The following is a 12830-nucleotide window of genomic DNA, read 5'->3' as shown; positions in this document are numbered from 1 at the left end:
CCCGACCGGCGGCAACGCTTCAACAAGCGCTGTCGGCGGCAGCACGGCAGCCCGTCCACCCGGCGATGACGAAACCGCAGTCGCGACCGACAGAGGCGTGATGACGAGCCCGACCGGCGGCAACGCTTCAACAAGCGCTGTCGGCGGCAGCACGGCAGCCCGTCCACCCGGCGATGACGAAACCGCAGTCGCGACCGACAGAGGCCAGGTCGCGAGAGCGACCGCCTGCGGCACCGCGACGCGGCCGGCCGACGTCGGCAATGTCGCGACCCCCACCGGCAACGGCGTGGCCGAGAGCGCGACCGGCGGCAGCGCGGTGACACGGCCGACCAGCGGCAGCGGCAGCGGCAGCGGCAGCGGCAGCGGCAGCGGCAGCGGCAGCGGGGACGTGGTCGGGGGGCCGCGGGGTTCCCGGGGGGCCGGGGTTTCCGTGCCGCTTCCCGCCGCCCGTGCCGCCTCCCCCGCCGCCGTCACCGAGGCCGAGGAACCGCTCTCCTCCAACCGGTTCCTCGCGAAGGCGGCCCTGGTCACCGTCGCCCTCTCCATCGCCGGAGCCCTGCTCGGTCTCGGCCGGGACCAGGCGCTGGCGCATCTGTTCGGGGCCGGGTCGGAGACGGACGCGTTCCTGGTGGCCTGGACGGTGCCGGAGTTCGCCTCGACGCTGCTGATCGAGGACGGGCTGGCCTTCATCCTCATCCCGGCGTTCAGCATGGCCATCGCCCGGCGGGCGCAGGGAGGCGCGGGCGATCCGGTCCGCGCGCTGGTCGCCAGTACGCTGCCGCGGCTGTCGTTCGCCTTCGTGGCCGCCTGCGCGCTGCTCATCGCCGGAGCGCCCTATCTGGTCGAGGGTCTCGCGCCGGGCCTGCCCGATCCCCAACTGGCCGTGGACTGCACGCGGTTGACCGCGACCTGCGTGCTGGGCTTCGGGTTCGCCGGGTACTGCAGCGCGGTACTGCGGGCCCACCGGCGTTTCGTGGCGCCCGCGGTGATCTACGTGGCGTACAACACCGGGATCATCACGGCGATGTTCGTCCTGGGCGGCCACTGGGGCGTGCGCTCGGCGGCCCTCGGGGTCGCGGTGGGCAGCGGGCTGATGGTGGCCGCGCAGGCGCCCTCGCTGTGGCGGCAGCTCAGGCGCAAGGAGTTGACGGCGGACGACGTGCGTGTGGAGGAACCGCGCCCCCCGATGGACCTGAGCCTCGTCAGCACGGTGCTGCTCTTCGCCCTGTGCCGCCAGTCCCAGGTCCTCATCGAACGCTTCCTGGCCTCCTCGCTGCCCGCCGGCGCCATCTCGCATCTGAACTACGCCCAGAAAGTGGCCCAGATGCCGATGGTGCTCTCCCTGATGCTGTGCACCGTCACCTTCCCGGTGGTCGCGCAGGCGATCGCCGAGGGCGACACCCAGCGAGCCCGCGACCGCGTGGAGCGCGATCTCGCACTGGTCTCCTGCACGGTGCTCCTGGGCGCGGCGGTGGTCGTCGCGTGTGCCCCGCAGATGATCGAACTCCTCTTCCAGCGCGGCGCGTTCGCGGCACGTGACACGGCGGCCACCGCCTCCGTGATGCGCGTGTACGCCCTCGGGCTGCTCGGCCACACCCTGGTCGGCGCGCTCGTCCGCTCGTACTTCTGCGGCGGACGGCCCACCTGGTACCCGCTGTTCGCGATGACCGTGGGCATCATCGCCACCTCCTGGATCGGCGCGCTGACCGTCGGCTCCTGGGGCGTGCTCGGGATCGCCGCGGCCAACGCCCTCGGCATCACCCTCAGCGCCGTGCTCCTGCTGTACGGCATGGGCCCGCGCAGCGTGCCGATCCGCGTCCGCGAGGTGCTCGTCGAGCTCAGCAGACCGGTCCGCGCGGCCGTGGCCGCCACCGCGGTGGGCGGGTTCTGCGCGAGCCGCGTGGACTCGCCCCTGCTCGCTCTCCTGGCCGGCGGCACCGCCACGACGGCCGTCTTCGCCCTGCTCGCCTGGGCCCTGGGGGTCCAGGGCTTCGCACCCGCCCTCCGTTCGCTCACACAAAGGCTCCCGCATGCCCGTTTCCGCTGACCCGGCCCCCGCCACCAGACGCCTCGACACGACGGCCCCGTGGGTCGCCATGTACCACTCCGTGGGCGACCCCTCCGACGACCCGTACCGCATCACGGTCTCACCGGACCGCCTGCACCAGCAGCTGACCTGGCTGCGGCGGCGCGGCCTGCGAGGCGTGAGCATGAGCGACCTGCTCGCGGCGCGCGCCCGGGGCAAGGGCCGCGACCTCGTGGGTCTCACCTTCGACGACGGGTACGCCGACTTCGTCGACAACGCCCTGCCGCTCCTCCAGCGCCACGACTGCGGCGCGACCCTCTTCGTGCTGCCCGGCAGGCTGAGCGGCGACAACGCCTGGGATCCGCTCGGCCCCCGCAAGCCGCTGCTGAGCAAGCAGGGCATCCGGCTCGCCGCCGCCTCCGTGGGCATCGAGATCGGCTCGCACGGGCTCACCCACGTCGACCTCACCCAGGCCGACGAGGCCGTCGTGTACGCCGAGGTCGCCGAAAGCCGCGCCGTGCTGGCGGAGTTGACGGGCACGCGGATCGATGGCTTCTGCTATCCGTACGGGACGATCGACCAGCGGGTCGTGGACGCCGTACGCAACGCCGGATACACGTACGGCTGCGCGATCGACCCCGGCCCGCTGACCGGCCCGCACGCGCTCCCCCGCGTCCACATCGGCGAGAACGACACCGCCGTACGCCTGTTGCTCAAGCTCAAGCTGCACCGCCTGCGCAGGCGTCCGGTGGAGGGGGTCTGATGAAGGCCCTGCACATCATCACGGGCCTCGGGGTCGGCGGTGCCGAGCAGCAACTCCGGTTGTTGCTCCGCCACTTGCCGGTGGACTGTGATGTCGTCACCCTCACCAACCCGGGTGCCGTCGCCGACGGGCTCGCCGACGACGGGGTACGCGTCACGCACCTCGGCATGGGCGGCAACCGCGATCTCGGCGCCCTCCCCCGCCTGGTGAAGCTGATCCGCGCGGGACAGTACGACCTCGTGCACACGCACCTCTACCGGGCCTGCGTGTACGGGCGGATCGCCGCGCGGCTCGCGGGAGTCAGGGCCGTCGTGGCCACCGAACACTCCCTCGGCGACTCGCAGATGGAGGGGCGCAGGCTCAACGCGGGCGTGCGGGCGCTGTACCTGGCAAGCGAGCGGCTCGGCCGGTCCACCGTCGCCGTCTCGCCGACCGTCGCCGACCGGCTGCGCCGCTGGGGCGTGCCCGCACCGCGCATCGAGGTGGTGCCCAACGGCATCGACCTGGCCCGTTTCCGCTTCGACCCGGCGCTTCGCGAACGCACCCGGCGCCGGCTCGGGCTGCCGGAGGACGCGTACGTCGTCGGCGGGGTCGGCAGGCTCACCGCGGGCAAGCGGTTCGGCGTACTCATCCGCGCGCTGGCCGAACTGCCTGACGACTACTGGCTGTTGCTCGTCGGCGGCGGCGCGGAGGAGAGCGTGCTGCGGCGCACGGCGCAGCGGGCCGGGGTCGCGGACCGGGTGCTGTTCACCGGCGAGCGGCCCACCGGCGGCCTGCCCGGGGCGGACCTCCCGTCGCTGACGGCGGCCATGGACATCCTCGCCTCGCCCTGCGCCGAGGAGGCGTTCGGCCTGGCCGTCGTCGAGGCACTGGCGGCCGGACTGCCCGTGCTCTACGTCTCCTGCCCGGCCGTCGAGGACCTGCCGCCCGGCGCCGCTCTCGGCGCCCGCCGGGTGCAGGGCGGTTCGGACTCCTTCGCCCGCGCCCTGCGCAAGCTCCGCGAGGAGGGCCCCGCGCCCCGCTCGGCACCGGACGCCGCCCACCACTACTGCATCACCCGCAGCGCCGCACAGCTCATGGACGTGTACGCGGCCGCTGTGTCCCGCACCTGACTGGGAGTGAGTTCCTGATGACCGAAAACCCCACCAGAGGCCTCCGCCCGAACGGAACGGCCATCGCCCGCGCGAAGAGCATGCCGCCCTGGTCCCTGCTCGCGGCCGGCGCCGTACTGGGCGGCCTGCTCGGCGGCGCGTACGGCGCGGTGAAGACCCCGACGTACACGGCGACGAGTTACGTCGTCGCCGTACCGACCGAGAAGTCGGACCCGGCGGCGGCCCTCGGCTTCGCCCAGGCCTACGGCCGGGTCGCCACCCAGCTCGCCGTGCTCGGAGACGCGCAGGTGTGGGCCGGTGTGCCGGTCGGTACGCTGCGGACGAGCGTGCGGACCGCGACCTCCCCGGACGCCCCGATGGTCTCCGTCTCGGCCACGTCCTCGCGGCCGGACCTCGCCGCCGACATGGCCAACGCCGTCTCCCGCGCGCTGACCAGGCACGCGAACGACGCCCAGGCCGACACACACGTCGAGCTCCAGCAGTTCGCCCGTGCCACGAACCCCACCGAGGCGTCCTCGGCCTCGCCCTCGGTGACCGCTCTGGTGGGCGCCAGCGCGGGCGGCCTGCTCGGCGGGCTGGCGCTCCTCGTCCGTCCCCGGCGCACGACGGACACCGCACGCCCGGCCTCCGTGCCGAGCCCCGCCACGGCCTCCGACGTGCGCGGGCAGATGTGAGCGGCGCCCTGCGCACGGCCCCGGCCGGGACGCTGGTGAGCGAACTCGTCACCGACGAGCGGGAGTTCGCCGAGCTCGGCCCGGCCTGGGGGCGCCTGTACCGGAACTGCGCCGCGGCCACCCCGTTCCAGAGCCACGCCTGGCTGCACTCGTGGTGGCTCTCCTACGGCACGCCCGGCCGGCTGCGTCTGGTCCTCGTCCGCGACGGCGGCGAACTGCGGGCGGTGGCACCGCTGATGCGCGTACACCGTCCGCTGCCCGCACTGGTCCCGCTCGGCGGGGCGATCTCCGACTACGGGGATGTCCTCATCGACGACGAGCACGCCGACCGGGCGGCCGCCGTCCTCACCGAGGGCCTCTCCGCCGCCGCCCGCTCCGCGCTCATCGACTTCCGCGAGGTGCGGCCGGGCGGCGCGGTGGAGCGGATCTTCGAGGGCTGGGGCGGGCCGCGCAGCCGGGTCAGCGACTCGCTGTGCCTGGAGCTGCCGGCCACCTCGATGGACGAACTGGTCGGCCGGCTCCCCTCCTCCAAGGCCCAGCGGGTGCGGGCCAAGCTGCGCAAGCTCAGCGCGCTGGGGGTCGAGCAGCGCGTCGTACGGCACGACGAGGTGGACGCGGCGCTGCGACGGCTGCTGGAGCTGCACCAACTCCAGTGGCAGGGACGGAAGGTGACGTCGGAGCACCTCCAGGAGCGGTTCTCCGAGCATCTGGTCCGGTCGGTCGCCCCGATGGTGCGCTCGGGGGACGCGGTGGTCACCGAGTTCCGGCTCGACGACACGGTGATGGCCGTGGACCTCACGCTGCTGTCGCGGCGCCTGGCGGGCGGCTATCTGTACGGCGCCCACCCGCAGTTGCGCGAACGCAAGGCGGATGTGGCGGTGATACTGCTCAACGCCTGTGCCCAGCACACCGAGGCGGGCGGACGGGCTGCGCTGAGCCTGCTGCGCGGCGACGAGCCCTACAAGCGCCACTGGCGCCCGGACCCCGTCGTCAACCAGCGTCTGCTGCTGGCCCGGCGGCGGACGGCGCCGCTGATGTCGGCGGTCGTCTGCGATGTCGCCGCGCGCAGCCGGGGCAAGGAACTGCTGCGACGCTGGAGGGAACGCGGTGGCGGCGGGTCCTGAACGGCCCGCCGCCACCGGTCTCACGCCCGGGTCACCTGCCGCGCGACCACCAGTCGAAGCGGAGGCAGAGCTTCCCGCCGATCCAGTACTCGACCCAGTCGCCCAGGTTCACCGGCGAACAGTTGGGCGGGCGCACCGGATTGGGCGGCGGGGTCGGCTCGGGTGTGGGGTCGGGATTCGGGTCGGGAGCGGGATCGGTCCGGCCGGCCAGCGCCTTGCGGTAGATCTCGGACGCCTTCGGGTTCTCCGAGCACTGCCACACCCCGTGCGGGCAGTAGTCGGTGACCGTGTTGTACAGCGGTTTGTGCTCGTCCATCCACGCGAGCATGCGCTTCATGTACTCCGCGTTGTCTCCGTTGCGGAAGAGTCCCCATTCAGGATAGGAAATGGGCTTGCCATGGGATTTGGCGAAGTCCACGTGCTCCTGAAGGCCGTACGGCTCTTTCACCTGCTCGTCGAATGAGAGCCCCGTCGGCTGGTCGTACGAATCCATGCCGATGATGTCGACCGTGTCGTCCCCCGGATAGCACTGCGTCCAGGGGATGGCGTCCCGGCCGCGGTTCGGGGTGAAGTCGAACCGGAATTTCTGTCCCGGCACCGCCCGCATGGTGGTGACGATTCTGTTCCAGTACTTCTTCCAGGCCTCCGGGTCGGGACCGCAGCGATGGGTGTACGTGATGCCGTTCATTTCCCAGCCGAGCACGATGACGGTGTCCGGCACCTTCAGTTCGACCAGGCGCTCGCCCAGTGCGCGGAAGTGCTTGTCGAACGCTCCGTCGGCGGCCTGCCGCAGCAGCCCGCGCACCTCGTCGTCGGGGACGCGCCCCTCGTTGCGCTCCATCATCGGCACGTTGAGGACGAGCATCCGGTCGTCCTGTTCGAGCCGCCAGTCCGCCCAGACGTCGAGGAAGCCGGGGGCGCCCTCGATGTTGCTCCAGCGGTCGCCGGGCAGATACGTGTGCCCGACGCGGAGTTCGGTGCCGTCCAGCCACTTGCTGAGCTCGGCGATCCGGGCGACACCGCGGGCGCCGTAGTCGAGGTAGGCACCCACGGCGGGGGGCTTCTCGGCGGGCTTCGGCTCCCGCGCGGGGACGGCCGGTGCGGGCGTCTTCGCGGGAGTCACGGGAGCCGCGGGAGTCGCGGGTGGCGTGAGCGGTTCGGGCGGGGTGAGCGGTGCGGGCGTCACGGGTGACATCGGCGCGGTCACCGACGCCGGTGTCGGCGCCGGAGGATCGGCGACTCCCGCCACCCCGGCGCCCACGGCGTATCCCGGACCCGACGCCAGGGCGACCGACGCGACGATTCCGGCCGCGACGCACGCCACCCGCCTGCTCCGGGGCCGTTGCTGCTGTGGGGCCATGCCTGCTCCTCTCTCCACTCTGCTGCTCCGACGACATGTTCCGTCCCCGGATACTCCGATTTACCTTCTGTCAGCTTCCGTCTACTGACACTCAGTCATATGAATACCCATTCCGCCAACCGAGGCTTCGGCCTTTGAGCGTGCCGGTCACCCGCACGGGTGACCGGCCCGAAGGAAATTCCGTGCCATTTCTCGACACCCGTGTCCCCGCCGTGCTTCTGCGGATCGACCGGAACCCTTTTCACCACGGAACGCTGGGCGCCGTACGCTCACTCGGAAGAGCGGGCGTCGAGGTGCATGTGGTCGCCGATTCAACGGGAAGTCCCGTCCGCAGGTCGCGTTTTGTCTGCGAGATGCATCCCCCGCCGCCGCCCGGAGCGTCCGCCGGAGAAATCGTCGGCGCATTGCGCCGAGTGGCCGCGCGGGTATCCCGTCCGGCCGTCCTCATCCCCATGGATGACGCGAGCGCGGTCGCCGTGGCGCGGTGCCGAGAACACCTCGCGCCCTCCTATCTGCTGCCGCAGCAGCCCGCCGCCCTCGCCGAGCGGGTGGCCGACAAGGCCGAACTGGCCGCCGTCTGCCGGAGCGCGGGCGTTCCGCACCCGGTGACGCTCATCCCGGACAGCCCCTCGCAGGCGGCGTCCGCCGCCTGGCGGTTGGGGCTGCCGGTGGTGGCGAAGTGGAGCCGCCCCTGGCTGCTGCCCGCCGGTTCGGGCCTGCGCAGCACGGTAGTGGTGCGCTCGGCGCAGGAGGCGCAGGCGCTCTACCTGCGCGCCGAGGAGGCGGGCAGCCAACTGCTGTTGCAGGAGTTCCTGCCGCCGGGGCCCGACCGCGACTGGTTCTTCCACGGGTACGCCGACCGCTCCGGGTCGGTGAGCGGGGGCGGCCCCGGCCGCAAGCAGCACGCCTGGCCGCGCGGCGCCGGACTGACCGCGGTCGGCCACTGGACCCCGAACACGCGGCTCCAGTCGCTCGTCGAACAGCTCGTCGGGACCCTGGGATACCGCGGCGTCTTCGACCTCGACTTCCGCCGGGACGGCACGAGCGGCCACTACCACCTGCTCGACTTCAACCCCCGCCCCGGCGCCCAGTTCCGGCTCTTCGCCGACGGAGCCGGTCACGACGTCGTACGCGCCCTGCACCTGGATCTGACCCACCGTCCGCTGCCCGTTCCGGCGCCGCTGCCCGGCCGCGCGTTCGTGGTGGAGAACTACGCCCCGCTCAACGCGCTGCGCCCGCGGCCCGGCGGAACCGAGCTGGCCTGGCACGCGCGGGACGACCTCGCGCCGGGACTGGCGATGTGGGCGCTGTGGGGCGCTCATGTGGCCCGTCGGCTGCGGGACCGCGTACGGCGTTCGGCGCCCGTCGCCGCGCCGCCGCGGATCGTACGGCAGCCGCTTCCCCACAATCCCCTGACCGACGACGAGAAAGCGAGCAGCTGCTGATGTACGACCTCCTGGTGGTGGGAGCCGGTCCGTACGGCCTGTCCGTCGCCTCCCATGCCGCGGCGGCCGGGCTGAGCCTGCGCGTCCTCGGCCGGCCCATGGCGTCCTGGCGCGACCACATGCCCCCCGGCATGTTCCTGAAGTCGGAGCCGGCGGCGTCGAACCTCTCGGACCCCGCGGGCCGGTGGCGCCTGGACACCTACTGCGCCGGTCAGGGCGTACGGGCCCGGCACGGCGAGCCGATCCCGGTCGCCATGTTCGCCTCGTACGGCCTGTGGTTCGCCCGCAACGCGGTGCCCGACGTCGACGAGCGGACGGTGGTCCGGCTGAGCGCGGTCCCCGGCGGCTTCGAGGCGGTCGTGGACGACGGCGAGGTCCTGCACGCCCGCACGGTCGCCCTCGCCGTCGGCGTGCTCCCCTTCGTCGAGGTACCGGCCGCACTGCGCGGACTGGGACCCTCGTACGTCTCGCACAGCAGCGACCACGGCGACCTCGGCCGTTTCCGCGGCCGGGACGTCACCGTGATCGGCGGCGGCCAGGCCGCGCTGGAGACGGCGGCCCTCCTCGCCGAGCAGGGCGCCCGCACCCGGGTCCTGGCCCGCGCCGGCCGGCTGAACTGGAACGACGTGCCGCCCGCCCTGGAACGCCCGTGGTGGAAGTCGGCCCGCACCCCGCACAGCGGCCTGGGCTGCGGCTGGCGCAACTGGTTCTACGCCGAGCGCCCCGGCCTCTTCCGCCGGCTCCCGGAGACCACCCGGGCCCGGATCGCGGCCACGGCCCTGGGCCCGGCCGGCGCCTGGTGGCTGCGCCACCGCGTGGAGACATCCGTCGAACTGCTGCTGGGCCACGAGGTCGCGGCGGCGTACGGGACCGGGGGCGGCGTACGCCTGGAGACGGTGGGCCTGGGCGGCGCGCGGGCCTTGCTGGAGACCGAACACGTCATCGCGGCCACGGGGTTCGGCGCGACCCGCGAACGGCTCGGACTGCTCGCCGAGGAGCTGCGCGGGGAACTGGCGGCGGTCGCCGACGGTTCCCCCGAGGTCGGCCGGGACTTCGAGTCCTCGGTGCCGGGCCTCTTCATGGCGGGCCTGGTGACGGCGTCCGGCTTCGGCCCCGCGATGCGCTTCGTGCACGGCGCCACCTTCACGGCGGAAACGCTCGTGCGAGGGGTACGGCGGCGGCTGCGCACGGCGCCGGTACCGGTACCGCGGAGGCGGCGCGAGACGCTGGATCCGGCCCGGCGGTGAAACGTGCCCGGGTGCCGGGCGCGTGGCGCGTCCGGCACCCGGGGTGTTATCGACGGGACGCGGCTCGGCCCCGGCGGTACAGGACGGTTCCGCCCACGAGCAGCGCGGCGCTGGTGGCCGCGGTCGCGAGCAGGGCCTCGCCGCCGGTCCGCGCCAGGACGTCCTCCGACTCGGCGGTCGACGGGGACCCGGGCGGCGGCGCCCACCGCGGGGTGGCGGACGGCACTTCGTACCGCGGGACGCCGGGCGGTGCCTCGTACAGCGGGACGCCCGGGGGCGACGTCTCCGGCTGGACGGCCGGGGGCACCTTCGGCGGGGGCGTCGTCGACGGGGGTGTGGTCGGCGGCGGGGTCGACGGTGTGTCGCCGTAGCCGCCGGGGCCGTCGCCACCGTCATGACCGCTGCCGTGGCCGTCCGTCCGGCCGCCGCCCGAGTGGCCGTAGCCCTCCTGGTCGCCGTAGCCCTCGTGGTCGCCATAGCCGGACGAGTCTCCGTAGCCGGAGGGGTCCTGGCGGTCCGGAGACCCGTGCGGTGCGCCGTGCGAACCGCGGGAGTCCGAACCCCGGCCGCCGGCACAGGAGTTGCCGAACGCGGGGTTCAGCAGGGCGATCGCGTCGACGGTGTTGCCGCAGGCGTTCACCGGGGCGGTCAGCGGAAGCTGGACGTTGTTGCCCGACCCCACGCCGGGCGAGTCCTCGGCGGCTCCGCCCGCGTTCGAGCCGGCGAACGCGGGGGTGCCGTAAAGGGACATGACGCTCGTCGCGGCTGCGGCCACGACCACTCCCCTACTCAGGGTCTGTCGCAATCTCGTGGTCTTCCTGCTCGAAGTGAGGAAAGCCGGCCCCGGAACCAGAAAGGCGTTCCGGGGCCGGCTGTCACCCAGCCGAATTGGCTGATGTGCGGTCCGCGTCAGTCGTTGACGCAGGTGTTGCCCAACGCGGGGTTCAGCAGGGCGATGACGTTGATCGAGTTGCCGCACACGTTGACGGGAACGTGGATGGGAACCTGGACCACGTTGCCCGAGAGGACACCGGGCGAACCGACGGCCGCGCCCTCGGCGCCCGCGTCCGCGAAGGCGGGGGAGGCGAGCCCCAGAGCCATGATCGCGCCGGCGACGAAGGCAGCGCTCTTCTTGAGCTTCACGTGCTTTCCCTTCTCTGCGGTCATGTCCCTGTGTCGGCAGAAACCGAGCGAGCACATCAGGAACGGCTCGCGCCATGACCTACGGGCTGAGAACGAGGGAAAGACGGACGAAGAAACGACACAACGTGAGCGAATTGTGAATTCACTCGAATCGCCCTGCGCGGGCGGAAACCCGGAAAAGCCCGGGCCGACCGACGTGTGAATACGACGGACCGTCCGAGCTGTTCCGGAGCGACGGTTCAGCTGCCGTCGGCGCCGTTGCCCGACAGGACCGGGATGTTGTCCAGGATGTGCGAGAGGGGCTCGTCGCCCTTGGCCTGGCTGGAGTCCTCGGCGCACTGCTGGTTCTGCGGGGCGGAGAGGATCGGCACGTCCTGGAGGACGGTGACCGGAACCAGGACGCCGACGAGCGAGGCAAGGTTGGCCTTGACCGGCAGACCGACACAGAGCTTGTTCAGCGAGCCCTGGACCAGCGAGAGGTGGGGGCTCTTCTCGCCCTTCGTCTTGGCGTTGCCGTACGACTGCTCGGCGCCGTTGCCGTTGGTGGTGGTGACGCCCTCGTCGTTCCCGATGGCAAGCGCCTGAGAGGCGGAGGCCGCCGACACACCGACGACGGAAGCGGCGACCGCGGCCGTGGCCATTGCCTTCTTGAACATTTCTCCGTGTTCCTTTCGTGACCGAGATACACGCGTACCTGCCCCGCCTCAACTGGGGGTGGAGCGATTGGTTCCTCAAGGTCACCCGAATGGCCCGTTCGGCCCCCGGTAATTCGCGGAAAAGCTCGCGCGCGTGCTCCGTACCAGTGCGTTTCACATATGGGCCATTGGGGTGAATCGCAGCAACTATGCGGGCCGGGGGCAGTTGTCCAGGTCGCTCCGGTGGACGGGGTTACTCCAGAAGGGACCATGCAAGTGATCAAGAAGGTTATGGCTGCCGCGGCGGTCGCCGCTTCCGTCGCCGGTATCTCGGCTGCCGCCGCGCCCCAGGCGATGGCGATCGGCAACGACGAGGGCGTCACCACCGTGAACGGCAACGGCGCCGCGCAGGTGTACGGCAACCAGGAGACCCACGGAAAGATGAGCCCGCAGATGGCGCTCGTCCAGGGCTCCCTGAACAAGCCCTGCGTCGGCCTGCCGGTCAAGGCCAACCTGGCCTCCCTCGTCGGCCTGGTTCCGGTCACCGTTCTCCAGGACGTGCCGATCCTCTCCGCCCCGCAGAACCAGCAGTGCACCGAGAACTCCACCCAGGCCAAGGGTGACGAGCCGCTCTCGCACATCCTGTCCAACATCCCGGTCCTGTCGGGCAACGGCGCCAGCGGCAGCTGATTCCTCAGCATCGCGCGCGAGCGGGCCGCTCCCCCGGAGCGGCCCGCTGCTCCTCTCACATCAACGGCGACGCGTCAGCTCCGGTCCCGCGGAATCCCTGTGGGCCAAACGGGGCACACCGCGCAACCACGCCGTCCACCGCACTGTTGATCATTACGCGGCTCCGCAAACGGGAGTCCACTCTCCGAAGGGAACGAACATGAAGAAGCTGCTCGCAACCGCTGCCATCGCCGCCTCCGTCGCCGGTATCTCCGCCGCCGCCGCGCCCCAGGCCCTCGCCATCGGCAACGACGACGGTGTCACCACCACCAACGGCAACGGCGCCCTCCAGTCGTACGGCAACCAGGCCACGCACGGTGACATGAGCCCCCAGCTCGCGCTGGTCCAGGGCTCCCTGAACAAGCCCTGCATCGGTCTGCCGGCGAAGGCCAACCTGGCCTCCCTCGTCGGCCTGGTTCCGGTCACCGTCCTCCAGGACGTGCCGATCCTCTCCGCCCCGCAGAACCAGCAGTGCACCGAGAACTCCACCCAGGCCAAGGGCGACGAGCCCCTCTCGCACATCCTGTCCAACATCCCGGTCCTGTCGGGCAACGGCGCCAGCGGCAGCTGAT

Annotated in this window: 13 protein-coding genes; 9 read left to right on the top strand and 4 right to left on the bottom strand. The window is 72.2% G+C overall.

From position 1 onward, the window contains the following. Window positions 1-100 precede the first annotated feature (100 nt). From murJ to ACIP79_RS17465, 5 genes are read left to right on the top strand one after another with little or no spacing between them, the layout of a single operon-like run. Entirely contained in the window at window positions 101-2047 is a 1947-nt protein-coding gene (gene murJ, locus ACIP79_RS17485) for a murein biosynthesis integral membrane protein MurJ (protein WP_401224060.1), read from the top strand. Beyond that, on the top strand, window positions 2031-2789 hold the full coding sequence (locus ACIP79_RS17480; protein WP_401224058.1) for a polysaccharide deacetylase family protein: 759 nt from the start codon (window positions 2031-2033) through the stop codon (window positions 2787-2789). Before murJ ends, ACIP79_RS17480 begins: the two co-directional genes overlap by 17 nt. Further along, window positions 2789-3901, top strand: coding sequence for a glycosyltransferase (locus ACIP79_RS17475; RefSeq protein ID WP_401224056.1), 1113 nt, complete (start codon window positions 2789-2791; stop codon window positions 3899-3901). Before ACIP79_RS17480 ends, ACIP79_RS17475 begins: the two co-directional genes overlap by 1 nt. Window positions 3902-3918: 17 nt before the next feature. Then, complete coding sequence (locus tag ACIP79_RS17470) at window positions 3919-4575, top strand: lipopolysaccharide biosynthesis protein (protein WP_401224054.1); 657 nt, start codon at window positions 3919-3921, stop codon at window positions 4573-4575. Beyond that, window positions 4572-5699 (top strand): GNAT family N-acetyltransferase, encoded by a 1128-nt coding sequence (locus ACIP79_RS17465; protein ID WP_401224051.1) that lies wholly within the window; start codon window positions 4572-4574, stop codon window positions 5697-5699. Before ACIP79_RS17470 ends, ACIP79_RS17465 begins: the two co-directional genes overlap by 4 nt. A 31-nt stretch (window positions 5700-5730) precedes the next feature. Here the strand turns inward: ACIP79_RS17465 and ACIP79_RS17460 are convergent, their stop codons facing one another. Continuing rightward, window positions 5731-7059 (bottom strand): glycosyl hydrolase, encoded by a 1329-nt coding sequence (locus ACIP79_RS17460; protein ID WP_401224050.1) that lies wholly within the window; start codon window positions 7057-7059, stop codon window positions 5731-5733. Between the two features lie 182 nt (window positions 7060-7241). On the opposite strand from ACIP79_RS17460, the gene ACIP79_RS17455 reads away from it, so the two are divergent. Both ACIP79_RS17455 and ACIP79_RS17450 read left to right on the top strand, forming a co-directional pair. Then, window positions 7242-8504, top strand: coding sequence for an ATP-grasp domain-containing protein (locus tag ACIP79_RS17455; RefSeq protein ID WP_401224048.1), 1263 nt, complete (start codon window positions 7242-7244; stop codon window positions 8502-8504). Then, window positions 8504-9751, top strand: a complete 1248-nt coding sequence (locus ACIP79_RS17450) for an FAD-dependent oxidoreductase (RefSeq protein ID WP_401224045.1) — start codon at window positions 8504-8506, stop codon at window positions 9749-9751. Before ACIP79_RS17455 ends, ACIP79_RS17450 begins: the two co-directional genes overlap by 1 nt. Before the next feature lie 46 nt (window positions 9752-9797). Here the strand turns inward: ACIP79_RS17450 and ACIP79_RS17445 are convergent, their stop codons facing one another. The 3 genes from ACIP79_RS17445 to ACIP79_RS17435 all read right to left on the bottom strand — a co-directional run bounded on the left by ACIP79_RS17445 (window position 9798) and on the right by ACIP79_RS17435 (window position 11550). Next, window positions 9798-10526, bottom strand: coding sequence for a chaplin (locus ACIP79_RS17445; RefSeq protein WP_401224042.1), 729 nt, complete (start codon window positions 10524-10526; stop codon window positions 9798-9800). A gap of 134 nt (window positions 10527-10660) precedes the next feature. Next, window positions 10661-10918, bottom strand: a complete 258-nt coding sequence (locus ACIP79_RS17440; RefSeq protein ID WP_401224040.1) for a chaplin — start codon at window positions 10916-10918, stop codon at window positions 10661-10663. A 215-nt stretch (window positions 10919-11133) separates the two neighbouring features. After that, complete coding sequence (locus ACIP79_RS17435) at window positions 11134-11550, bottom strand: rodlin (protein ID WP_401224038.1); 417 nt, start codon at window positions 11548-11550, stop codon at window positions 11134-11136. Between the two features lie 255 nt (window positions 11551-11805). Here ACIP79_RS17435 and ACIP79_RS17430 point away from each other — a divergent pair, with 255 nt between their 5' ends. Continuing rightward, window positions 11806-12219 (top strand): rodlin, encoded by a 414-nt coding sequence (locus ACIP79_RS17430; RefSeq protein WP_401224036.1) that lies wholly within the window; start codon window positions 11806-11808, stop codon window positions 12217-12219. Between the two features lie 199 nt (window positions 12220-12418). Next, window positions 12419-12829, top strand: coding sequence for a rodlin (locus ACIP79_RS17425; RefSeq protein ID WP_401224033.1), 411 nt, complete (start codon window positions 12419-12421; stop codon window positions 12827-12829). The last annotated feature ends 1 nt before the right edge of the window (window position 12830 follow it).

The sequence above is a fragment of the Streptomyces sp. NPDC088747 genome (genome assembly GCF_044751025.1).
In the GTDB taxonomy this organism is placed as follows: Bacteria; Actinomycetota; Actinomycetes; order Streptomycetales; family Streptomycetaceae; genus Streptomyces.
The sequence above is the reverse complement of the archived record's forward strand: the minus strand, read 5'-3'. Positions and strand labels throughout refer to the sequence as shown.